This window comes from Pasteurella pantherarum (genome assembly GCF_049670885.1).
GTDB lineage: Bacteria > Pseudomonadota > Gammaproteobacteria > Enterobacterales > Pasteurellaceae > Pasteurella.
Window position 1 is genome coordinate 510,436 of sequence record NZ_CP187173.1, and the last position, 23,803, is coordinate 534,238.

19 protein-coding genes are annotated in these 23,803 nt (G+C 40.0%); 10 read left to right on the forward strand and 9 right to left on the reverse strand.

What is annotated here, in order from left to right:
• Positions 1 to 70: 70 nt before the first annotated feature.
• From ACPEEM_RS02485 to ACPEEM_RS02495, 3 genes are all read right to left on the reverse strand, one after another.
• Positions 71 to 1,459 (reverse strand): hypothetical protein, encoded by a 1,389-nt coding sequence (locus tag ACPEEM_RS02485; RefSeq protein WP_424407617.1) that lies wholly within the window; start codon positions 1,457 to 1,459, stop codon positions 71 to 73.
• A complete protein-coding gene (locus ACPEEM_RS02490) occupies positions 1,456 to 6,426 on the reverse strand; it encodes an AAA domain-containing protein (protein WP_424407619.1) in 4,971 nt (1,656 codons plus the stop codon). The genes ACPEEM_RS02485 and ACPEEM_RS02490 overlap by 4 nt, the downstream gene beginning before the upstream one ends.
• Positions 6,427 to 6,799: 373 nt before the next feature.
• Positions 6,800 to 7,249 carry a S24 family peptidase gene (locus ACPEEM_RS02495; protein WP_424406134.1) on the reverse strand — a complete coding sequence of 150 codons (450 nt, stop codon included), beginning with the start codon at positions 7,247 to 7,249 and terminating at the stop codon, positions 6,800 to 6,802.
• Positions 7,250 to 7,605: 356 nt separating this feature from the next.
• Here ACPEEM_RS02495 and sstT point away from each other — a divergent pair, with 356 nt between their 5' ends.
• The 5 genes from sstT to ACPEEM_RS02520 all read left to right on the forward strand — a co-directional run bounded on the left by sstT (position 7,606) and on the right by ACPEEM_RS02520 (position 11,572).
• Positions 7,606 to 8,847, forward strand: coding sequence for a serine/threonine transporter SstT (gene sstT, locus ACPEEM_RS02500; RefSeq protein WP_424401167.1), 1,242 nt, complete (start codon positions 7,606 to 7,608; stop codon positions 8,845 to 8,847).
• Between the two features lie 144 nt (positions 8,848 to 8,991).
• Positions 8,992 to 9,915: an SPFH domain-containing protein gene (locus ACPEEM_RS02505; protein ID WP_424407621.1), complete on the forward strand. Its 924-nt coding sequence runs from the start codon at positions 8,992 to 8,994 to the stop codon at positions 9,913 to 9,915.
• Positions 9,916 to 9,937: 22 nt separating this feature from the next.
• Positions 9,938 to 10,387, forward strand: coding sequence for an NfeD family protein (locus ACPEEM_RS02510; RefSeq protein ID WP_424401163.1), 450 nt, complete (start codon positions 9,938 to 9,940; stop codon positions 10,385 to 10,387).
• A gap of 5 nt (positions 10,388 to 10,392) precedes the next feature.
• Entirely contained in the window at positions 10,393 to 11,007 is a 615-nt protein-coding gene (locus tag ACPEEM_RS02515; RefSeq protein WP_424407623.1) for an NAD(P)H-dependent oxidoreductase, read from the forward strand.
• Positions 10,997 to 11,572, forward strand: coding sequence for a TorD/DmsD family molecular chaperone (locus tag ACPEEM_RS02520; RefSeq protein WP_424407625.1), 576 nt, complete (start codon positions 10,997 to 10,999; stop codon positions 11,570 to 11,572). The genes ACPEEM_RS02515 and ACPEEM_RS02520 overlap by 11 nt, the downstream gene beginning before the upstream one ends.
• A gap of 150 nt (positions 11,573 to 11,722) precedes the next feature.
• On the opposite strand, the gene ACPEEM_RS02525 is transcribed toward ACPEEM_RS02520, so the two are convergent.
• On the reverse strand, positions 11,723 to 12,673 hold the full coding sequence (locus ACPEEM_RS02525; protein WP_424404036.1) for a Kdo(2)-lipid IV(A) acyltransferase: 951 nt from the start codon (positions 12,671 to 12,673) through the stop codon (positions 11,723 to 11,725).
• 198 nt (positions 12,674 to 12,871) lie between these two features.
• On the opposite strand from ACPEEM_RS02525, the gene hldE reads away from it, so the two are divergent.
• The gene (hldE, locus tag ACPEEM_RS02530) at positions 12,872 to 14,302 is read left to right on the forward strand and encodes a bifunctional D-glycero-beta-D-manno-heptose-7-phosphate kinase/D-glycero-beta-D-manno-heptose 1-phosphate adenylyltransferase HldE (protein ID WP_424401157.1); all 1,431 of its coding nucleotides are present in this window, start codon (positions 12,872 to 12,874) and stop codon (positions 14,300 to 14,302) included.
• 188 nt (positions 14,303 to 14,490) lie between these two features.
• Here the strand turns inward: hldE and ACPEEM_RS02535 are convergent, their stop codons facing one another.
• From ACPEEM_RS02535 to ACPEEM_RS02545, 3 genes are read right to left on the reverse strand one after another with little or no spacing between them, the layout of a single operon-like run.
• A complete protein-coding gene (locus ACPEEM_RS02535) occupies positions 14,491 to 14,868 on the reverse strand; it encodes a SufE family protein (RefSeq protein WP_424406130.1) in 378 nt (125 codons plus the stop codon).
• 3 nt (positions 14,869 to 14,871) lie between these two features.
• Positions 14,872 to 16,071 carry a cysteine desulfurase gene (locus ACPEEM_RS02540; RefSeq protein WP_424407627.1) on the reverse strand — a complete coding sequence of 400 codons (1,200 nt, stop codon included), beginning with the start codon at positions 16,069 to 16,071 and terminating at the stop codon, positions 14,872 to 14,874.
• Positions 16,071 to 16,556, reverse strand: coding sequence for a thermonuclease family protein (locus tag ACPEEM_RS02545; RefSeq protein WP_424403951.1), 486 nt, complete (start codon positions 16,554 to 16,556; stop codon positions 16,071 to 16,073). The genes ACPEEM_RS02540 and ACPEEM_RS02545 overlap by 1 nt, the downstream gene beginning before the upstream one ends.
• 127 nt (positions 16,557 to 16,683) lie before the next feature.
• Here ACPEEM_RS02545 and ACPEEM_RS02550 point away from each other — a divergent pair, with 127 nt between their 5' ends.
• From ACPEEM_RS02550 to ACPEEM_RS02565, 4 genes are all read left to right on the forward strand, one after another.
• Positions 16,684 to 17,097 carry a CidA/LrgA family protein gene (locus ACPEEM_RS02550; RefSeq protein WP_424403949.1) on the forward strand — a complete coding sequence of 138 codons (414 nt, stop codon included), beginning with the start codon at positions 16,684 to 16,686 and terminating at the stop codon, positions 17,095 to 17,097.
• Entirely contained in the window at positions 17,094 to 17,789 is a 696-nt protein-coding gene (locus tag ACPEEM_RS02555; RefSeq protein ID WP_424403947.1) for a CidB/LrgB family autolysis modulator, read from the forward strand. The genes ACPEEM_RS02550 and ACPEEM_RS02555 overlap by 4 nt, the downstream gene beginning before the upstream one ends.
• A gap of 6 nt (positions 17,790 to 17,795) precedes the next feature.
• On the forward strand, positions 17,796 to 19,148 hold the full coding sequence (locus tag ACPEEM_RS02560) for an anti-phage deoxyguanosine triphosphatase (protein WP_424403946.1): 1,353 nt from the start codon (positions 17,796 to 17,798) through the stop codon (positions 19,146 to 19,148).
• Between the two features lie 103 nt (positions 19,149 to 19,251).
• Positions 19,252 to 21,219 (forward strand): ABC transporter ATP-binding protein, encoded by a 1,968-nt coding sequence (locus tag ACPEEM_RS02565; RefSeq protein WP_424406056.1) that lies wholly within the window; start codon positions 19,252 to 19,254, stop codon positions 21,217 to 21,219.
• A gap of 532 nt (positions 21,220 to 21,751) precedes the next feature.
• Here ACPEEM_RS02565 and ACPEEM_RS02570 read toward each other — a convergent pair.
• Together ACPEEM_RS02570 and ACPEEM_RS02575 are read right to left on the reverse strand one after the other, a co-directional pair.
• Positions 21,752 to 22,048 carry a hypothetical protein gene (locus ACPEEM_RS02570; protein WP_424407629.1) on the reverse strand — a complete coding sequence of 99 codons (297 nt, stop codon included), beginning with the start codon at positions 22,046 to 22,048 and terminating at the stop codon, positions 21,752 to 21,754.
• Between the two features lie 667 nt (positions 22,049 to 22,715).
• Positions 22,716 to 23,609: an NAD(P)H-hydrate dehydratase gene (locus ACPEEM_RS02575; RefSeq protein ID WP_424407631.1), complete on the reverse strand. Its 894-nt coding sequence runs from the start codon at positions 23,607 to 23,609 to the stop codon at positions 22,716 to 22,718.
• Positions 23,610 to 23,803: the final 194 nt, after the last annotated feature.

A 23,803-nucleotide genomic window follows, 5' to 3' on the forward strand; every position in this document is an offset into this window, starting at 1 on the left:
TTACATTGATGTGTCATAGTTTAGATAACAAATAAGAATAGTAAATAAAATCCCTCATACATTCTTGTCATTAGCCTTTCGATAATAAGCCAAAGTCTTTCATGATTTCTTTATCTTCCTTATAGGAAAAATCTGCTGCAGATAAATAATCTTTAACTAATTTACTGATATGTTGTACTTTCTTCATCTGTGTTGTCATAAAACCCAGTGGTACGGTAACAGGATAACCTGATAATTTTACGTGATAACAAACCAGTGCAAATTTATCTTCTAAAAATAAGATTTCCGTATTACCTTCTAGAAAGCCTTCACAAAATCCATATAAAACTTTTTCAGAAATGTCTTTAAACTCACGTTTCCAGGTTTGTTTTTCATGCTGACTACATGCAGACGATAAAGGTAAGTACAGGCGAAAATCATAGTTTTTATTTTTTTGTTTATCTACTAGATGTTGAATTTTATCGTGGATTTTTCGCTGTTTTCCCCAATAAATATCGCTTGGTGCAAGCCAATAGAGTTTTTTGGATTGTTTTTTATCTAATTTATCAATAATTTGATTGATTTGTTTGAACAAATTTTCTTGATGATAAATCTGCCCTAAAAAATACAAGCCTTTTTGTTGCTCAAATTGATATTGAATTTTCTTAAACTCAATAACATCAAATCGTCCACCAAACAGCACTTTCAAGGTGTCATCATCGCCAATTTCTTCCATGCTTTTTCGTAATTCACGCAAATTATCGGGATTGCCAAACTGTTCTAATTTTTTCGTAATCGCTTGCTGAATATTGTCTTGATAAATAACACTTTGTATATCATGGCGTTCTGTGGCTTCGCCTGTTTCTGGAACTAACTCAAAGGATTGCGTGAAACGAAAATAATCAGGTGCACCTTTGGGTTCGATGGCATCAATTTTATATAAGGAAATATCTTTTTCATCTAAATTGATGATGTCATCTTCCATCAATTGCAGAAAACGACTTTGGAAAGTTTTTTGCACTATTTCTCTACTTTCGGATAATACTTTGGGGTTAATTTCCAATTCAATGGCTTGCTGGCGGGTTTTGTCGTAATCTTTTTTCTGCAAAAAATTGTTGTCTAACAACTCCATACGATATTCTCCACTAAACTCTTTTAATGTTGGAATTATGGGCGAATCTTGACCTTCATTTTGAAACAATTGTGAGCCTTCGGCAGACAACTCAATCAAACCATCATCTCGCCAAGTAATCCATCTATTTTGTTCTAAGTCCGCAAGGGCAATTTCAGTTTCATGTTGAGTAAATCCGAAATATTGGGCAATTTGTTCAGGTTTGCATGGTGTTACTTTCAGTAAACGCAACAAATATTCACGCACAAATGTTACCCCATTGTCACTCATATAGGAAAACACAATACGAAATCGTGGGGCTTTAACCACAAAATCTATTTGATTGTATGGTATTTTTTGTTTTTTCATTTTTTGGCTCCATTTTTCAGGGTTTTAATAGCGTAATATTGCCGATGGGTTTGTTTTTGCATAAAGCGTAAGACTTTTGCTAGTGGGGTTTTGCTATTTTTGGGTTGTTCCCACACTGCTTTTGCTCCAACAATAATCAGTCTATCCATCGCACGAGACAAAGCAACATTGATGCGGTTTGGTAAATGCAAAAAGCCAGTGCTGTATGTTTTATCGTGGCGAGTCAACGATAAAATAATCACTCGGTTTTCTTTGCCTTGATAACTGTCCACACTGTCAATTTTGACCAGACGGCGGAAACGTTCGCCCCAACTTTTTTGATTAAACATTGTGCGAATGAGTTTTTTCTGTTCGCCATACATACAAATCACACCGATAGCTTGTTCGTTTTTATCTAAACAATGTTGTACAACATCGCTGTTCATAAACGTTTCATCATTTTGGAAACTTTGCAGCAAATTAATAATTTCTTTGGCTTCGGCACGATTAGACAAACTGCCACTTTTACCTTGTTCATGATAAGAATTAGGCAATGAAGTGGTATCCAACCAAGTAACACCGGCTTTTAGTTTTTCTGGCAGCTTCGCGTAAATATTGGGCACATCATTATCGGTTTTACCATTTTCCAAAACATTATTATAAAAACAAGCAGACACCAAACTGCCAATCGCAGGTGCCATACGGTATTGCGTTTTAAGTGTCGCACAGGTCTGTTTACCATATTCTGATTGGAACACTCGTTCAAAATCACTGCCCAATGCTTGGTCTAATTCTTCGCCACGTTTGGAAATCCCCAACCGGCGGGCAAGTGCATTTTTGTGTTCTTCCGAATATAGAGGCGGTAATTGTTTGTGGTCACCGACCAATAAAATGCGTGTGCCTGACTGCATAGCAATCGCCAATTCACTGGAAATTGAGCGCGCAGCTTCGTCTACAATCACCCAATCGTAGATATTGTTTGCAATGCCAATGTGCTTTTGCCCAATGCCTACACAAGTACCAATTACAAGTTGACGAGAACGAGCCAAAAATTCATCATAATTGGTGCGTTCATTGGATAAGGCTTCTAGCATATCTTGGGTTAAATTAATAAGTTTTTCCGCCTGTGTGCTTTCATTAGGTTGAATATTGTATTTTTGATTTAATTCGCTAATCAGCATTGGCAAGATTTCATCAATTTCCACCAACTCACGTATTCCCATTGTTTGGGCTTGTGTTTTGATGCTTTTTTCTAATTTTTTACGTAATTGCTTTTCGTCCTCGTCAATTTCTTCATCTTTTGAATTTTTAACGATTTTGTTGTAGCGGCGAATTTGTGAGCCAATATCAAACAGAATTTCCGCTCGTTCACGCAAATAGCTTTCAGGTAGCCCCATACTACGCCCTAATCCGCAGATATTACCGATTTTATTCACGTCCAATTGTCGGCGTTTTTGTCCGACTAAATTTGGCGAAAATACATCTTCTAAAATCTCAGAGTCCGCAATTTCACGGTTACTGAATCGTACTAGTTGCAAATCTGTCCCCAGGCGTTGGCAGTGTTTACGGATACGCTCCGCAGCCGTATTGACGGCTTCATGCGATTGGCTAACTAATAGAATGTTTCTCACCTTCTGTACATCAAACAGATAATGTACAAAAGCGGCAATAAATTCAGTTTTCCCTGTTCCTGGCGGACCTTGTAATAAAGATAATGGACCATTAGAAATCAGTTTTTGGAAAGCCTTACGTTGTGCTTCATTCAGACTGACTCCTTTTTCAGGTTGATCGTAACGCTGAAACTCCTCCTCACTTACTTGAACTTTATATTTTTCAGATGGCAATGCACAATGTTCATCAAAGTAATCGACCAAATCTTTAACCACACTTTCGCCATCTAAAATACGTTGTAAAGCATTTTTACGGCGCTTATAAGAAGCTTTATTTTGTTTGCTTTGTAAATAAATAGGGGTATCAGCTTGAATATTATTTGCCGAATTGGTCAGACTTTTAGATTTGATGTGTAATTCATTCAGCTGGCTTCTTGCAATATCCACTACGCCATATTTAAAGGTTCTTTTACCATTTTCACTTTTGCCAATCGCTTCCACAATTTCATCACGTTTGAATTGATCAATCGGATTGATTTCACCATCATATGGAATATAAATTTCACCGTTTTCAGTTCGTTGAAAAGCTTCGCTAGCCGTAACAGATGGTAATGCTTCAGTTTCAGTATCCAAAATTGCTTGCCAAAGTTTTTGAATACTTGGGCGTTGCTCAATTAGGGGGGCTGAAATTTCAGCATCAACAATTTCGGTTTCAATAATTTCAATTTCTTCAAGATTTTCTTTTTCATGCAACCTGAAAATGTGTTCGTCAATGAATTGATTTAACGTATTTTGAAATGCTTCATGAGAAGCCAAATAATCACTCAACTTATCTAACTTACTGTAATTACTATGAGAAACTGATAAACTTAAAGATAAACTAGTCGCACTTTTCTCTTTGTCTGTTCGGCTAATATGGCTACGCTCAAATAGCGAAATAGCGTGTCTGAAGTTTCTGTCACTAATGGTATAAAACGCTGTAAACTTTCCACCTAAACCAATAAAAGTAATATCTACTTCTTCTTTTGGATATTTTTTACTTTCTTGAAATTGAACAAACAATTCACCATTTTCAGGATAAATTTCAATTGGTAAAAAAGAATCACGCCCACCTACTTCAATGTCAATCATCGGTACGCTTGGTTTTGGGTTGAGCACCTCTTTAAATCTTGCTAATGAAATAAATGCAGTTTGGTTATCTGAATATTCTTGTTGTATCGCTGTGGCAATTTCAGCAAAATTTTCAGATGGCTTATTCCATGGAACACCCAACAACTCACACGCCATTTTCATTACAGCAAAATTATCACGCTGTTTTTCGGTTGAGTGGTTAAATTCAGGCGAGTATTCAGTGTTGAACTGATTTTGCCCATTTGCTGAGAAATCCAGTAAATCCAACATATGGATTTGAAACTCATCGGTGTTTTTTGTTATCAACACGTTATCAGGTTTCAAATCTCCGTGGGCAAAACCCAGACCGTGAAGATGTTCAATATTTTGAATAAATTGCTTAATCAATGTTTTTTTGTGTTCATCAGATAAATTGAGTTGGCAAATATCTTGCCAAGTTTTCCCTTCAATAAAATCACTTACAGTGAATAAACAACCCGATTTTTTAGCAATCCCAAATTCACGGATTTTCGGTACATAATCGGGGGACAATTTAGCTAATTTCGCCATATTCTCCAGCCAATGCAAAACTACTCTAGCTTTTGAACTGTCTGTTTGTGGATCGGAATTCAACCAAGCTTTAACCAATAAACCATTAGAGCGGTAAACTTCTTTTTCACTGGTTTCAACAATAAAATCACCGTCTTCACGATAAGCACGAGAATGATTAATGTCGTGCGTAAAGGGTTCTAATTTTGCAAAATCAAACGAAAAATCCACCGCTTGATTGGGCTTATTTTGATTAAAACTGTCCAAAAATTCCACCGCACTTTTAAAGGTTTTATCAGATAAGGCTACTTGCAATAAATCACAATACCACGCTGTTTCTTCCTTCAGTTTTGCTTTCATATTGGCAATGCTAGTAGGAGAAATCCGCTCCGCCTTGATGATATGCCAAGCTAATACCGCCAGTGAACGCACATCATATTGATAGGGGGTAAGTTTGATATTGCCTGAAAGAGTAAATTCTTTTTTCGCCAAATCGCCCGACACTTCTAAAATTTCACGCACATCACCAACGGTTTGCTCTGATGAAAAATAAGCGGTCGCAAAACTTGATAAGGTAATTTTGTCATCTGCTGATAGCCAAATGCTGTGTTCTCCCAAGTCTCGATGAGCAATGCCAATTTTGTGTAATTGGGAAAATTTGTCTAATAAAAGTTGTACCAATCCCAAACGGTGTTCTTGACTTAAGTTTTTACCACTATATCCGCCCACAAATTGATTAAAGCGTTTTTGTTGTGGAAACAGTTCAAATAAATCAATATGTTCTGCTGTAATTTCACCTTTTTGCGGCATATTTTTGTAATTTAAACAGGTATGGTACAACTCTTTGTTTTTTAATTTTATGTGATTCAATACATCGTATTCACGACTGACCAAACGATAACGCCCATCGGGTGTTTGTGCTTCAGGATGATTGATCTGAGTAAAATCCCAGCGGCGTAATAAGGCTTGGTCTTGGTATTTTTTGTTTTCAGTTTGAGCAAGGTATTCTTGGAAAATATGTTTCGGGTGCGAAAAAATAGGTGTGTCTTCAGCAAAATAGCCGTTAATGTTTATGGATTTGGGTTTGATGGTATCTGTTCCAAAAATTTTTTTATCAAAAAGGTCAAAATCTTTATTTAAGGTTTTGCTATTTGGGTGTGGACGGAAACGCTTGTTAAATTCGTGTTCGTTTTTAAGTTTTAGAAAATTCGTCAAAGTGAGCACGTGTAGTTTTTCATTTTCGGGCAACTGACTAAAATCAGCATTACCTGTCATTACAACCAAAAAATGTACCTGTGGGCGCAAGCCTTTATTGGTAAATTTTTGTTTGAATTTATCTAATTTCTTTTCTAGTAAATGTTGCTTATTTCGTGTAATAGAAACAGGCGAACGCCCCATATCTCTATTATTTAAATACCATTTATCTTTGTGAGATGTAATTTGCCCATTCCAATGCTTTAATTCCACAATCAAAACATTGCAATGTGTAATAATAACTAGATCAAATTCTCCTTCTTTGCGTTCTTTTACATCTGCAAAGCGAAAACCTGAATAGCCTTTCCAAGGGAAAATAGATTTTAAAGCACTTAATGCTTCAAACCCTTTTCCTTTAGAGGACAGATTCATGTTTCTAGAATCTTCAGAAAAAGCTTGCTTGATTTTTTCAATCGCTTCTATTTCATGAGCAGTTAAACCACCGCCCCAATCTTGAATTTCCATAGGTAATTCCTTTTATTTTTGAGTATTTATTTTTATTTAAGATAAATAATATCTATTTAAATGTATTTATAAAATTAAACAAGATATATGTTGCTTTAGTTTATCAAGATTTTGTATAAAAAACAGGTTATGTCAGATTAAATGATGTGCAGCGTTCTCTTGCCGTCACTGATAAAGGTCTTGATAAATTGTGAAAAGATGTCAATCGTGTTTTCATGCTCGAAATAACGGATTGACACCATTACTGATAATGCTTAAAAGGCAAGCTGATTACACCAAGTTGGTTTTGGAGAGCAAGGATTTTTCTCATCACTAAGTTGGGTGTGCTTTTCGTGTTTGCCTTTTTAGCGTGGATATTACAGTGAATAGTGTGTTAGGCGGCAAATGCCATTTTTCGTTTAGGTTTAATTTGATGAATGGTGTTGGTGACCGTACCGATGACGGGTAAATCTAACCAGTGATTGGTTTTAATATTTTCTTGTGTTGAATCTAACGAAAAGAAGATGTATTCATGATTTTGATGAATCATAAATTCATAAATCTGAAATTGTCCGTTGATTTCTAATACGATGAGATCGCCAATGGATAATTGCTCATTTTTCTCTACCACTAAGATATCATCGACTTCAATGCCCCATGCCAACAAATTAGGGTTGGTTACACGAATAAAGCATGTTTGTTGTGGGCGTTTGACACAGTAGAGGTTTAGGTCAAGTTTTTTACTAAAATTGAAGCCAGTGTGTTGGCTATCGTCATAGTAAGGTGTATGACGACAGGATAATGAATGCTTATGAGTCGGCAATTTTTGTGTGGCAGAGTTCATCATCTTCTCCTCGTAATAGAATAACTGGTTATTTATACAGGTGTAAATATACTGAGTTTATATACAGTAAGTCAAGTCTTGCATACGAAAAAACATACTTTTTTTGATCATAAAGCAAACAGTGATGATGAGAAAAATGGATGTCAATTAATCATATTTAAAAAAACACCTTAAAAATAAGATTTTTTCTAAGTATTGAGCCTAAATTTACGCTATAAGATTAAAAAAAGCGATAAAAAGTAAAAATTAATATTTTCTTTACTTAAGATTTAAGCTATCTTTAATTTCGTTTGGGGGATCAAATTTTTGATCTGAATATTTACAGCAACTTTTGCACAACATCTCGTGATTAAATTATGAATACATCTCGTTTGTTTGCCTTCTTCTTTCAAGGCAATTTAGTTAAGCGTATTTTTATTGGCCTTATTTTGGGCTTAATTGTTGCGCTCGTTACACCTACACTACAACCTATTTTAGGCTTTAATCTGGCTGAAAAAGTCGGGGTTCTCGGTACGATTTTTGTTCGCTCTCTTCGTGCGGTTGCACCAATTCTGATTTTTGTTTTGGTGATGGCAGCGATTGCCAATAAGAAAGTCGGATCGAAAAGTAACATGAAATCGATCATCCTGTTATATATTTTGGGAACTTTTTTAGCTGCTGCTACTGCAGTTGTTGCGGGTTTTTTATTCCCAAGTCAGGTGGCGTTAGCCAATCAAGAAGATATCACCTCTGCACCGCAAGGTGTAAGCCAAGTGCTTTTAACGTTGGTCTTTAACCTCGTTGATAATCCATTAAATGCTTTATTCAAAGCAAACTTTATTGGTGTGTTAGCTTGGTCTATTGGTTTGGGTTTAGCCTTGCGTCATGCTGCAGAAAGCACGAAGGTCATGATTTCGGATTTGGCTGAAGCCGTATCAAAAATTGTACATGTCATTATTTCTTTCGCACCAATCGGGGTATTTGGTTTAGTGAGCGAAACCTTGGCAGATAAAGGTTTAGCCGCATTAGGTGGTTATATTCATTTATTGTTGGTGTTGATTGGTACCATGTTGTTTGTGGCATTTGTGATCAATCCAATTTTAGTCTTCTGGAAAATTCGCCGTAATCCTTATCCATTAGTGTGGACATGCGTACGTGAAAGTGGCGTAACTGCATTTTTTACACGCAGCTCGGCAGCGAATATTCCAGTGAATATTAATTTAGCGAAACGTTTAAATTTAGATGAGGAAACCTATTCTGTGTCAATCCCATTAGGGGCGAGTATTAACATGGCAGGTGCAGCCATTACTGTGACGATTTTAACTTTAGCAGCAGTGCATACATTAGGTATTGAAGTGTCTTTCTTTAGTGCGTTGCTATTAAGTGTTGTGGCGAGTGTGTGTGCTTGTGGTGCATCTGGGGTTGCGGGCGGTTCATTGTTATTGATTCCATTAGCTTGTAGCTTATTTGGGGTTTCAGATAGCATTGCGGCTCAAATGATTGGGGTCGGGTTTGTAATTGGTATTTTACAAGACTCTACAGAAACGGCACTTAACTCTTCGACAGATGTGTTATTTACAGCTGCCGCCTCTATTTCCGAACAAAACAAAAACAGTTAATGCCCAAATGCCTTTTTTAAAGCGGATTTCGATCCGCTTTTTTATATCCTGCTGAAGGCTGTATAAGAAACAAGATTCTTATATACAAAGTGCGGTCTAATTTGCTAGACTTTCCTGAGTTATTATTCAGCAAGGAGAACTACAATGGACTTCATCAACGGCTTACCAATTGCCACTCTTTTCTTCATCGTACTTGTGATTTTTGTCTTGTACTCCACCATTAAAACCGTTCCTCAAGGGTATCATTGGACCATTGAGCGTTTTGGTCGTTATACCCGAACATTAACGCCTGGTTTGAACTTCGTTTTACCCTTTATTGATCGCGTGGGTCGCCGTATTAATATGATGGAACAAGTTTTAGATATTCCTTCCCAAGAAGTGATTTCTAAAGATAACGCCAATGTATCTATTGATGCGGTGTGTTTTGTGCAAGTGATTGATGCACGTAATGCCGCTTATGAAGTCAATCATTTAGAACAAGCCATTATTAACCTTACGATGACCAATATTCGTACGGTGTTGGGTTCGATGGAATTAGATGAAATGTTATCGCAACGAGATTCCATTAATAGTCGTTTGTTATCCATTGTTGATGAGGCGACTAATCCTTGGGGCATTAAAGTGACCCGTATTGAAATTCGAGATGTTCGCCCACCGCAAGAATTAATTGCAGCAATGAACGCACAAATGAAAGCAGAACGTAACAAACGTGCCGATATTTTAGAAGCTGAAGGGGTACGTCAAGCGGAAATTTTACGTGCAGAAGGGGATAAACAAGCCCGTATTTTGAAAGCCGAAGGGGAACGTCAAGAAGCCTTCTTACAAGCAGAAGCCCGTGAGCGTGCAGCCGAAGCTGAAGCACGTGCAACACAAATGGTTTCCGAAGCGATTGCCAGCGGGGATACCAAAGCCATTAACTACTTTATTGCTCAAAAATACACAGAAGCCTTAAAAGAAATTGGCGGAGCGGATAATAGCAAAGTGGTCTTAATGCCATTAGAAGCAGGCAATTTAATTGGCTCAATTGCGGGTATCACAGAATTATTAAAAGGCGAGCCAAAAGCATAAACTGCGTATCAGGAGGTGAAATATGGAATGGTTTTCCACGTGGGGCACTTGGCATTGGCTCATTTTAGGGTTTGTTTTACTTATTGCTGAACTGTTAATACCTGGTGTTTTCCTACTTTGGTGGGGGCTATCGGCAGTGGTGATTGCCGCTGTCATGGCTTTATTGCCGAATGTATCCTTAACAGTCTTGGCGATCAGTTATGCCATTCTTGCCATTCTTTTGAGTGTGGTGTGGTGGAAGTATCAACACAATAAAGATCAAACCGATCAGTTACATTCTTCATTAAATCAGCGTGATCATGCCATGTTAGGGACAAAAGGGAGCGTGCAAGAAATTGCGGCAAATGGCATTGGGCGTGGTCATTTTGGCGATACCACTTGGCGAATTCAGGGGGCTAATTTACAGGTTGGCGATCTGATCGAAGTTTACCAAGTTGAGGGTATTACATTAAAAGTGAAAAAAGTGGATTAAATGTTATGACGCATCTCATTATTTTTGCACATCCAAATAGCCAAACGAGCTTTAACCGAGCCATTTTGGATAGTGTTGTACAAGCAAGTCAACAGTTAGGCGTACACACAGTGGTACGTGATCTTTATACGCTGAACTTTGATCCCATTTTATCTTGGGAAGAGATACAAGCGGTTTACCAAAATATCGTTCCAGCAGAAGTCAAATTTGAACATCAATTGATTGAACAAGCTGATTTAATCACCTTAATTTATCCATTATGGTGGATGGGTTTTCCAGCGATTTTAAAAGGCTATTTAGATCGTGTGTTAAGTCATGGTTTTGCGTATAAAACCGAAGACGGACAATCGGAAGGCTTATTAGGTGATAAGAAAATGCAACACTTTATCACCATTGGCAATAACGTTGAGCTGTATCAAAAAATGGGCTTTGCACAATCGCTTAAAGATTGTTTGGTGGATGGCTTATTCAATTATTGTGGTATTACCGACATTCAGCACGAATTGTTTGGGGATATTCATTTGATTGACGATCAGGCACGCCAAGTCATGTTGCAACGGGTAAGTGAGAAAACTTGCGAAAATTTAACCGCACTTTTAGCCAAAAAACATGACAACTGAAAAACAACTTAACCATTTTTCCATGATAAGTCGGCTGTTCGGGAATTTGTTTTACCGAACACCGACTGACCCTATTTTAGCCAATGTATTTGCTTGGTTACAGCAACAAGGTCTTCATGCTATTTGGGCATTGGATATAGACACGCAAAGTCAACAAGCCATTGATAGTGTTCAGATGCCATTAGATTTAAAGGCGTTAGCCAAAGAATATGACAAACTGTTTAGTGGTGAGTCAGCGTTGGTGAGTCCTAAAATCAGCGATTATGGTATTGACGTAGAAGCCTTTGTTCAGTTCAGACAATGTCGAGGAATGCCTGCACTAGAAAGTGCGGATCATTTTGCCTTACTTTTATTAACGGCGTCTTGGATTGAAGATAACCTTGATTCTGTGGCGGCTCAACATCAGCTCTTTGAGCAATTCTTATTACCTTGTGCCAGTAAATTTCTTGCTCAGGTGGAAAGTAAAGCCAGTTTACCTTTTTACCGTGCGTTAGCCGTGTTATCAAAAGAGATTTTGGCAGCCATGGCGGACGAGCTTGAAGAAGCCTGTGAGCAAAGTGAATAACCGTTTTCGATAATCAAAAAGCAACCTTTCCATGATTGTGCTAAAAAGCTAGATAAAACTTTTACTTGATTAGCAGAGGTCATCTAGGTTGCTTTACTTTTTTTCCATGACACCTTTTCCAAAATTGACCGCACTTTTTCCATGCCAGATTTATGGCTCATGCTTTTCATCGTATAGACTCGGTTGATTTTCATCAGGACGTGTCTTAAAGCGGCGATGTAGCCACATATACTGATCCACCCCTTTCATGATTTCTGTTTCTACCACTTGATTCATACGAATTGCAATGCTGGTTTCATCGGTAATATCCGAAAAATCCACTGGTGGCGAGATTTTTACCGTGTAGCCAGAACCGTCAGGATTACGTAATGGTGCAAAAGGGATGACTTTGCTCGTAGGGGAGGATTTTAATAAATAATAACTGCCTGTTGTGGTTGCCGCATCGGGTACGGCAAAAAACGGCACAAAGACGGCATTTTTTCGTCCATAATCATGGTCTGGTGCATACCAAATAATTTCGCCTTTACGCAAGGCACGGATCATGCCACGTAAATCTTTACGATCCAACATATCTTTATTGGAGCGTAAACGCCCTTGCACTTGTAGCCAGTCCATCAATGGATTGTCATTCGGGCGATAAACACCAATACCTGGTTGATGCAAGCCCACAATGCGAGCCCCCAGCTCTAAAGTGAGGAAATGTACCCCGACAAAAATCACCCCATCTTGTTTATATTCTTTTAAATATTCGAGGCCTTCGATTTTTGACCATTTTTTCATTCGTTTATCAGACCAAAACCACGCCATGCCAGTTTCAATAATTGCCATGCCAGTGGCTTTTAAATTGGCTTGCAACACCGCTTCTATTTGTTCATCCGAATAATGAGGGAAGCAAAGCTGTAAATTTCGGCGTGCAATTTTAGCACGGCGTTTTCCCACTTTTGACTTGGCTAATAACCACCCCAATCCGTGACCGAGTCGATACAACACGGGGTAGGGAAGACATAAAATTAAACGCCATACTGCCACGCCTAACCAAAATCCCCAGTGTTTTGGCTTTAAAAATGCTTTTTGAAATGTTGGGAGTTTTTCATTTACCATAAAAATAAAATTCATTGTTCAATGCAATGCCCTTGGCAACAAACATCACAACGGGATCGTGTCACTCACCGTGTGGATTGCGAGGGAGGAGTATATTCCTTGCATGATTAAAAAGTGCCTTAGTGTAACGGAATTTTTGGGAAATAGCATTTCTCCTATGCTAAAATTAGCGAAAATTTTTACCAAGAGAGAAATAACATGTTTCAATATTCCGCAGAATTTCAACAAGCAAAAGTATTGGTATTGGGCGATGTGATGCTTGATCGTTATTGGTTTGGTGCGACCAACCGCATTTCCCCAGAAGCCCCCGTTCCCGTGGTGCGTGTGCAAGATCACGAAGAACGTGCAGGTGGTGCGGCTAACGTGGCAATGAATATTGCCTCCCTAAATGTGCCTGTCAAATTATTGGGTTTAACAGGGCAAGATGAAGCAGGCTCAGCCTTGAATAGTTTGTTATCTAAAAGTCGTATTGATTGCGATTTTGTGCAATTACACAGCCATCCAACGATTACTAAATTACGTATTTTATCCCGCCATCAGCAATTGTTACGTCTTGACTTTGAAGAAGATTTCCAAAATGTTACCAGCGAGGCATTATTAGACAAATTAGCTAATGCGGTGCAAGGGTTTGGTGCCTTAGTGTTATCAGATTACGGTAAAGGCACGCTGAATAAAGTGCAACAGATGATCCAAATTGCACGTCAAGCGAATATTCCCGTGTTAATTGATCCGAAAGGAACGGATTTTGAACGCTATCGTGGGGCAACGTTGCTCACGCCAAATATGTCCGAATTTGAAGCCGTGGTGGGGAAATGTGACTCTGAAGAAGCGATTATTGAAAAAGGGTTAGCGTTAATTGAACAGCTTGATTTAACGGCGTTATTGGTGACCCGTTCTGAAAAAGGCATGACTTTATTACGCCCAAACCAGCCAGCTTTCCATTTAGCCACAGAAGCCAAAGAAGTGTTTGATGTGACAGGGGCGGGGGATACAGTAATCAGCGTGTTGGCAACGGCATTAGCAGATGGGCGTTCTTTTGAAGAAGCCTGTTATTTAGCCAATGTGGCAGCAGGGATTGTGGTCGGTAAATTAGGGACTTCAACAGTGTCTACGGTGGAATTAGAAAATGCTATTCATGGTCGTTCTCACTCGGGATTTGGTATCATGACGGAAGATGAATTAAAACAGGTGGTTGCCCAAGCAAAAGCTCGTGGTGAGAAAATTGTGATGACCAATGGGTGTTTCGATATTCTTCACCCTGGTCATGTGTCTTACCTTGAAAATGCTCGAAAGTTGGGGGATCGTCTGATTGTCGCAGTAAATAGTGATGATTCAGTCAAACGTCTAAAAGGTGAAAGCCGCCCAATTAATGATCTCCAATCTCGCATGGCGGTATTGGCTGGGTTGTCTTCCGTTGATTGGCTTGTCCCATTTTATGAAGACACACCACAACGCTTAATTGCAGAAGTCCTACCCGATTTATTGGTTAAAGGGGGCGATTATAAACCTGAAGAAATCGCAGGCAGCCAAGAAGTTTGGGCAAATGGTGGCGATGTGCGTGTGTTGAATTTTGAAAATGGTTGCTCAACCAGCAATGTGATTAACAAGATCCAACAGTTGAAAGCGTAATCAGGTGTGGATTCTCTCAGATTGAGAGAGGCTGACAGCAAAAGGGCAAACGCTGATGTGTATCAGGTGTTTGCCCTTTTGGGTATTTGGGGATGGATGTTGATAAGCCATATTTTTGCAAAATTCACCGCACTTTTTTGTACGGGGTTTCGTACTGATTTTTGTGCGAGTTTAGTGCTGGATTATGTTTATCCCAGCTGTTTCAACAATTGCTCAATCTGTTTTAATCCATTTAACCTTGTGCTGCTTAAACGTTGTGCAATGCCTAATTCAGTGAAATAAGCCGTTAGATCAAAGCCCTTGAGCTGTTCGGCGGTTTTGCCATTAATTTCTTGCAATAAAATCCACAGTAATCCATTGATAATCCGTGCTTCGCTGTATGCTTGAAAGGTAAAAGTGCGGTCATTTTCCTCATGAATATGAAACCAGACGTTAGCTTCACAACCTAAAATCGGTTGCATTTCAGCCAGTTGTGTTTCTGAGGGCGTGGGCAGTTGTTTTCCCCCTTGAATAATCAAGCGGTAACGTTCTTCCCAATTTTTAGCGTTAAGTAATTGTTGTTTCATCATTTAATCTAATAAAGCTAATGCCTTGTCAAGGGCATGGAAAAAGGTATCGACATCCTCTTGTTGGTTATAAGGGGCAAAGGAAAGTCGCAAGGTGCTACGTTGTCCTAAACGGGCGAGATAGGGCTGTGCACAATGTTCTCCCGCTCGTAAAGCAATATGTTGTTCAGCCAATAGTGTCGCAAGATCGGAGGTGGCGATGCCGTTAAACACAAAACACACCACACTACTTGGCTGAGGCGAGCGAAATAACTGGCAGTTTGGATAGGTGGCTAAGCGTGCTTGACATTGTTGTGCAAGGGCAACCGCATGTTTTTCTGCTGCCTCTAAATCCCATTGTGCTAGCCAGCCTAAAACCGCATTAAAGCCAATTACGCCTGCAATATTGGGCGTGCCTGCTTCCAAACGATAAGGTAAATCTGCAAAACGGATTTGTTGTGCCGATACGTGAGCGACCACTTTTCCACCGTATAACGCAGGTTGAAGTTGTTCCAGTGCATGGCGTTTGCCACTTAATACCCCAAGCCCATTTGGTCCGTAGAGTTTGTGGGCGGAAAAGGCGAGAAAATCCGCATCTAAAGCTTGTAAATCCATTGCCGTGTGGCTAATGGCTTGTGCTGCATCCACTAATACCCAAGCATGGCTATGTTGTCGAATGTGTGTGATTAACCGTTTAATAGGCTGTGCGGTGCCTGTTACATTGGAGACGGCATTTAGTGCAACCAACAGGGTGTTTTCATTGAGGGTATCGATTAGGGTTTGTTCTTCAATGAGCCATTGATCGTTGATTGGCAAGATATGTAACTTAGCCCCGTATTGACGAGCTATTTCAGACCAAGTGACAAAATTAGCATGGTGATCTGCCTCACTAATGATGATTTCCGAAGTGGCATTCAGTTTGTGAGCTAAACCGCTCGCCACTAAATTGATTGCTTGCGTGGTGCCAGAAGTCCAAATAATGCTTTCTTTCTCTTTGGCATGAATGAACGTTTTGACTCGCTCACGTGCTTGTTCAAAAAGTGCGGTCTGTTTTTCATCATATTGGCTACGATGAACCGACCCTGCCGATTGGTAAAATGCCATGGTTGCTTGAAGTAATGCATGAGGCTTTAATGCTGTGGCTGCACTGTCGAGATAGGTCACCGCATCGGGTTGTTGAAAATACGGGAAATCTGCACGGAATGCTTGAGGATCAAATGCCATTATTGTGTTCTCTTTTGTTTACGCCATTGTTCAGGCGGAGTAGGGTGCGGATCTTGCCAAAGCCCTAATTTTTTCTGTTTGGCTTGTTGTTGTGCCTGAAAGTATGCGGGGGTTTGACTATACTTGTCGTAGACCCAAGCCATGCCTAACTTTATCATGGTTAAATTAATATTGGTGCCTTGTTGATCATACACCGTAGCTAGGGTACGTTGATAACGATCATAGCCTTTAATCACCAGTTTGACGGGTTTTTTATGCACTAATTGCCCCAAGGTTTGGCGGGCTTTGTTACCAAAAGCTTGGGCTTTTTCGGGGGCATCAATTTCGGCTAAACGCACAGGTAATTGTTTATGATTGTTTAACAGGCAAGTGAACGTATCGCCATCAGCAATGCTGACCACTTGACAATGTAGCGAACGATGGGCATTCGCATGAAAAGCCAAAAACAGACAACATGCCACCATGATGGTTGATTTCTTAAACATCTTGAATTAAATCCTTCTAAAATTGCGGTATTCTACCGAAAAACTAACAAAATTGAAAAAATGGGAGTAAAATATTGGCTCATTTTTATTGAGATGACGCGTTGTTGTCAAATACATGGGAGTAAAAATGACTAGAAAAATCTTTGAGTTATCTCGTTCTTTGTTGATTTTATATGCCATGCTCATGTTAGGTGGGCAAATTGCACATTGGGTGCCAGTGGGGATTCCTGCCAGTATTTGGGGTTTATTACTGTTATTTTTGGGGTTAACTTTTCGGATCATTAAATTAAATTGGGTATTTGCTGCATCGAATTTATTGATTCGTTATATGGCGTTACTGTTTGTCCCTGTCAGCGTGGGGATTGTCAAATATGCTCATATCTTACTGACACAAATCAAAGTCTTGTTATTGCCTAATATTATCAGTACCTGCATTACCTTAGTGGTGATAGGTTTTCTTTCGGATTATCTCTTTTCATTGAAATCTTTTTCTCGATTAAGAAAAAAAGTCCTTAAAAAACAAAGAGGAAAAGCAAAATGAACGTGCTTATTTATCTCTATTCAGCCTTAACCCTTGCAGCTTTTGTATTTGCCCTTGAAATTAATAAACGTTGGAAATCCTTATTATTTAATTCCTTTGTCTTAACCGTATTGATTTTATCCGCCATTTTATTGATCGTTCAGATTCCGTATGAGCAATATATGCAAGGTAACGCCCCTTTAAATCATTTATTAGGTGTGAGCATTGTGGCATTAGCCGTGCCTTTATATGAGCAACTGCGTCAAATCAGCCAGCGTTGGAAAAGTATTTTATTTATTACCTTGTCAGCTTCTTTATTGTCCATGTTTTCAGGGGCAATATTGGCGTTATTATTAGGTGCGAATCCCGAAATTGTTGCCACCATTTTGCCTAAATCCGTCACCACCCCTATTGCCATGGCAATTTCAGAGAGTTTAGGGGGGATTCCTTCCGTGGCAGCGGTCGGCGTGATTATCGCTGGTTTGCAAGGATCGGTGCTCGGGTTATTGGTATTGCGTAAATTAAATATTCAACACTCGGAAGCATTAGGTTTAGCCATCGGGTCAATTTCCCATGCCTTAGGCACCGCCAGTTGCATGGAAAGCGACCCCAAAGCAGGGAGTTATAGTTCGATAGCCTTGGTATTATGTGGCATTATGACATCGCTTTTAGCCCCCATTATGTTTAAATTGGTTTACTTTATCGCGGCATAACATCATATGAAAAATCAGATTCATCCCAATTGGCAGGCTCGTTTTCTGACAGATCCCCCGAGAGAAAAAGATCATCGCCCTCCCTTTCGTCGAGATCGTGGACGCATTTTACATTCCGCCGCTTTTCGCTGTTTACAGGCAAAAACGCAAATTCATGCCATTGGGGAAAATGACTTTTATCGCACCCGTTTAACGCATTCCTTAGAAGTGGCACAAATTGGCAGTAGTTTAGTGTCGCAAATGAAATTCAGTGAGACATTTACGCATTTATCCCAACAACTTTCTGTTGAAAAAAGTGAGCTACAAAAACACCTCAAAACCTTGTTGCCGAGCAATGATCTCATCGAAAGCCTATGTTTTGCTCATGATATTGGGCACCCTCCTTTTGGGCATGGTGGAGAAGTGGCTCTCAATTATATGATGCGAGAACACGGCGGCTTTGAGGGCAATGCACAAACTTTCCGCCTGCTCACTAAATTGGAGCCTTACACCGAAAATGCGGGCATGAATTTAACCCGTCGTACAATTCTAGGCATTGTGAAATACCCCACGATTTTGGATCTGTCTTCTGCACAATATGCCGAGCTTCCCTTCGCCTCTCATGGCGATCCTCGTTATGTGAAAATGAATGCTTGGCGTCCAGGGAAAGGGCTTTTCCGTGATGATTTAGCCATGTTTGAATGGTTGCTTGAGCCCTTGTCTGCAAAGGATCGGGATCTATTCGGGCAATTTAAAAAAGTGCGGTCAAATCCTGAAGAGATTTTGAAAACCCGATTTAAATCTTTAGACTGCAGTTTGATGGAACTGGCGGACGATATTGCTTACGGTGTGCATGATCTAGAAGATGCGATTGTGGTGGGCGTGGTGAATTTACAGCAATGGCAACATGCCTTACAGGCACTCAAAGCCTGCCCGTCGGCATGGATTCAAAAAAACATTGATGACATCACCGAAAAGCTGTTTTCCGATCAACATTATTTACGCAAAAATGCCATTGGTGCGTTGGTGAATTATTTTATTACCCATGTACGTTGGACATTAACCGCAGAGTTTGATGATCCGTTATTACGTTATAACGCCCAATTGCCGACAGAAGTGGAGGCCGTATTGCAAATTTTTAAAGAATTTGTGCGAGATTATGTGATCTTAAATGTAGACACCCAACGGATTGAATATAAAGGTCAACGTATTTTGGCGGAAATGTTCCAAATTTTTGAATCCGATCCTGAACGTTTATTGCCGCCCAATACGGTAAAACGCTGGCAAAATGCACCTTCAGCAGGTAAAAAACGAATCATTTGCGACTACATCGCAGGCATGTCTGATGCCTATGCATTAAGAGTTTATCAGCAGTTGTAGTCCCATGGTTGAGATATCAAATTAATGAATGATGCGAGTCGTTCATTGGGCATTGCCCCATTTTCATTTATTGTAATTAAACAGAATTTAACTAAGAGGCACTATGGCATTAATTTCCCTCACAAATGGCTATCTTTCTTATAGCGATCATCCTTTATTAGATCATACCGACTTACATATCGAAGCAGGCGAGCGAGTTTGTTTAGTGGGACGGAATGGTGCAGGTAAATCCACCTTGATGAAAATTTTATCGGGGGATGTGGTGATGGACGATGGTCGCTTAATATTTGAAAAAGACATTGTGGTGTCTCGTTTAGAGCAAGATCCCCCTCGACACGCACAGGGCAATGTATTTGATTATGTGGCAGAAGGCATCGAGCATCTGGCAGAATTATTGAAAGACTATCACCGCATTTCCTTGCAATTAGCCCAAGATGACAGTGAAGCCACGTTAAATCAATTAGCCCAAGTACAAAGCCAATTAGATCACGCAGGTGGCTGGCGTTTTGAAAGTAAAATCAAAGAAGTGTTAGCCAAATTAGACTTAAATCCTGACACCTTGCTCAGCGAATTATCTGGGGGCTGGTTACGTAAAGCCGCACTGGCACGTGCCTTAGTTTGCCAGCCTGATGTCTTGTTATTAGATGAACCCACCAACCATTTAGATGTGGACGCCATTGAATGGCTTGAAGCCTTTTTACTCAATTTTGAAGGCAGTATTGTGTTTATTTCCCACGACCGCTCTTTCATTCGCAAAATGGCAACACGCATTGTGGATTTAGACCGGGGAAAATTAGTGTCTTACCCGGGCAATTACGATCTTTACCTCACCACCAAAGAAGAAAATTTACGGGTCGAAGCCTTACAAAATGAATTATTTGATAAAAAATTAGCACAAGAAGAAGTGTGGATTCGACAAGGCATTAAAGCCCGTCGCACCCGTAATGAAGGGCGTGTACGTGCCTTAAAAGCCTTACGAGAAGAACGCCGCCAACGCCGTGATGTGCTAGGCACAGCCAAATTACAAATTGATACCTCAAGTCGCTCAGGCAAAATTGTGTTTGAATTAGACAATGTTAGCTATGAAGTGGCGGGCAAAACCTTGCTTAAAGATTTCAGCACCACGATTTTACGAGGCGATAAAATTGCTTTAGTCGGTCCCAACGGTTGTGGCAAAACCACCTTCATCAAGCTCTTACTCGGTGAAATCCAACCCACTTCAGGCAGCGTACGCTGCGGCACCAAACTAGATATCGCCTATTTTGACCAATATCGTGCGGATCTGGATCCTGAAAAAACAGTGATGGATAACGTTGCCGACGGTAAACAAGATGTGGAAGTAAACGGCATTAAACGCCATGTATTGGGCTATTTGCAAGATTTCTTATTTCCACCGAAACGGGCAATGGTGCCAGTGAAAGCCTTATCAGGGGGTGAACGCAACCGCTTATTACTTGCCAAATTACTGCTAAAACCGAATAACTTATTGATTCTCGATGAGCCGACCAATGATTTAGATGTGGAAACCCTAGAACTCTTGGAAGAAATTCTCACCGATTATCAAGGCACCTTATTAATTGTCAGCCACGACCGCCAATTTATTGATAACACCGCCACCGAATGTTTTATGTTTGAAGGGGAAGGCGTAGTGAATGAATATGTGGGCGGTTTCCACGATGCGAAGCAACAACAAGCCAATTATTTTGCCCACAAAGCAGAACAAACCGCATTAAAGCAGAAAAAATCTGCTCAACATCCCCCTGAACCTAACTCAAATTCAGTCAAAAGTGCGGTGCAATCTGAACCCGTTTCCCAAAATAAATCCGCACCTCGGGCAGCCAAACTGTCCTATAAAGAGCAACGGGAATTAGAGGAACTACCGCAACGATTGGAAGCCTTAGAGGAAACCATCACCGCACTTCAAACAGAAATCAGCAGCCCTGAATTTTTTCAGCAGTCTCATGATTACACCGCATCTAAATTACAAGGATTAACGGAGGCAGAACAAGCCCTCGAAGACGCTTTCTTACGTTGGGAAACCTTAGAAGACAAGAAAAATGCAGGAAAATAAAAGGGGTAGCATTCATAATCACATGGGGAAAATGCCCTCATGTGAATAGGCGGTCTAAACGTGCGGTGGTTTTTTTACGAGAAAACAGATTCAAAATGCACCGCACTTTTTGATTCAGCGAAGAACGCATTGGGGTGGGAAACATCACATTTATCACATCAAGCAGAACACAGGGGAGGATGGGCTTTAGCCCATCAAAAAATCTCTCTATTTCATCGAATACGATGTCTAACCACTTCATTCAAAACATGATTCATGATGGTATTCATAATAGAAAAAACATTTACCATCTCTTCCCTTCTTTAATCTACGTTTAGATTTTTCCACGTCCTTCTTTGAATGTCCTCAATCCCTTTGGAACAGGGCAATGTCTTTCGACCAAAAAGAGAGAATAATACTTGTGTTGTTATGGTTGTCATAATTAAAAATAACCTTTATAAATCAATTAGTTATTAATAAATCACGCAACAGTGTATACACTGTTCAAGGCTCTTTTTTTATGAATAAAAAAAGAGGTTTACCCTGCTAAAAATTATTTCTTATATTGACCGCCGTTTGTATCAATAAACAGATTTTCTTTAAATTCACCTATTTTTTCATTATCAGATATTCTATAAAAAATCCCGTTTTTAACAGTACCAGTAAGGCTATTTTTGCCTATAATATCAGTAAGAGTTGCTTGATAGTCTCCATTTTTACCTTTTTGAACAGTAAAAGATGTCTTAGGGTTATCTACTTTTGTGTAAGTACCGCTATAATCTTTTTCATCGTTGCACGCAACTAAACCAAAAACTAGCAAAGTTGAAATTATCAGAGTTCTAAGTTTCATATATTTTTTTCCTCACGTTTTAAAGGATTTTCTATTGCATTGCGTTTAGCTAACTCTTCTATTGTTTCAAGATTAGAATATCGATCTATCAGAAAATGAACGACATCACTTAGTCTCAATCCCTTTGGAACAGGGCAATGTCTTTCGACTGCTAGGGGTATTTTTCCTTTATTTATTAATACGTTAAGAAGGGGCTCCCAACTTTTAGAATGGTTAGAGAAGCTAGGTTCTGATTTGTGTAAATATTAATCAATTTTTCTCATGACCCTTGCAGAAAAAGACGGGGCTATTTTATAAAAAAGTGCGGAATAAATCTACAGTAATTTAAAGCGGCGTTGGGCTCTATCATGGGAAGGGCAATAGGTTGTTTTGATGAAACCTAGAACGTAGGATGGGCTTTAGCCCATCAAAAAATCTCTCTATTTCATCGAATACGATGTCTAACCACTTCATTCAAAACATGATTCATGATGGTATTCATAATAGAAAAAACATTTACCATCTCTTCCCTTCTTTAATCTACGTTTAGATTTTTCCATGTCCTTCTTTGAATTTCCTCAATCCCTTTGCAACAGGGCAATGTCTTTCGATTGTCTATCATGGTACTAATGCGAAATTTACTGTATGTGATAAAAATAAAATTGGCATGGCAAGATAATGGTTGGTTTTAGCGGTGTGCCTCGATAATGCGGTTGCGTAGCCAACGGGCGGCAGGGGCAATTTCTCCCGACAGCATGCCGATTTCTCCGATAGCCGAATCTTTCAGCACATCGGCTGCTGCTCCGTGTAGCCATACACCGCCACGCACGGCTTGTTCAGTATCAATACCTTGTGCCAGCAGGCTGCCGATAATGCCACTCAACACATCGCCGCTCCCCGCCGTTGCTAAGCCTGCATTGCCACTTAAGTTGGTATAGAGGCTACCGTCAGGGCTACATACTAATGTGTGGTGACCTTTGAGGACGGTGTAAGCGTGAAACTGGCTGCTGATTTGTGTCACTGCGGCGGTGCGGTCTGCCTGTATTTCTGCGGGAGACACACCGAGCAGGCGGGCAGCTTCGGCGAAGTGAGGGGTAAGTACCAATGTCGGGTAATCGCGTGCCAATGCGGCTAAATCGGCGTGGCGGGAAAGCAAGGTAAGGGCATCGGCATCCAACAGCACGGGGATTTCACGGTTTGCCGAGGTAAGCTGCGTATAGAGTAGGGCAAGTGCTTCGTTGCACAGCCCCATGCCACAACCGATTGCCCATGCGGTAATGTCGTTGCGTAGTTGCAAAGTGGTAGCGGTGGAAAGCATGATTTCGGGGCGTTCGGGAATCACGGGCAGTGGCAGTGTCGGTTGGTTGAACCCAGCCCACACTTTGCCGCAACCGTTGTAAATCGCCGCTGTTGCCGCCAGAATAATGGCACCGCTCATACCAGCCGTGCCACCGATAATGGCGAGCGTACCGTGTGTGCCTTTATGGCTTTGTGGGTCTCGTGGTGCAAAAACTTGCCCGAACTGTGTGGCGGCTTGAATCTGTGTGTCGAAACGGTGGTTGGTGTAGTGGCTTGAAAACATGATAATACCCCTGTGTAAATCTATTACAATGTTGTTCAGAACGTAGGATGGGGTTTAGCCTATCAAAAATGCGATTTGAAATGATGATGAGCTAAAGCCTATCCTACATCTTCTTTAAACATAAAGTTCTATAATAAAGATGCATAATATACGCCAAGTAATATGGTTGTCATTAAATTCAATGTCATTGTTAT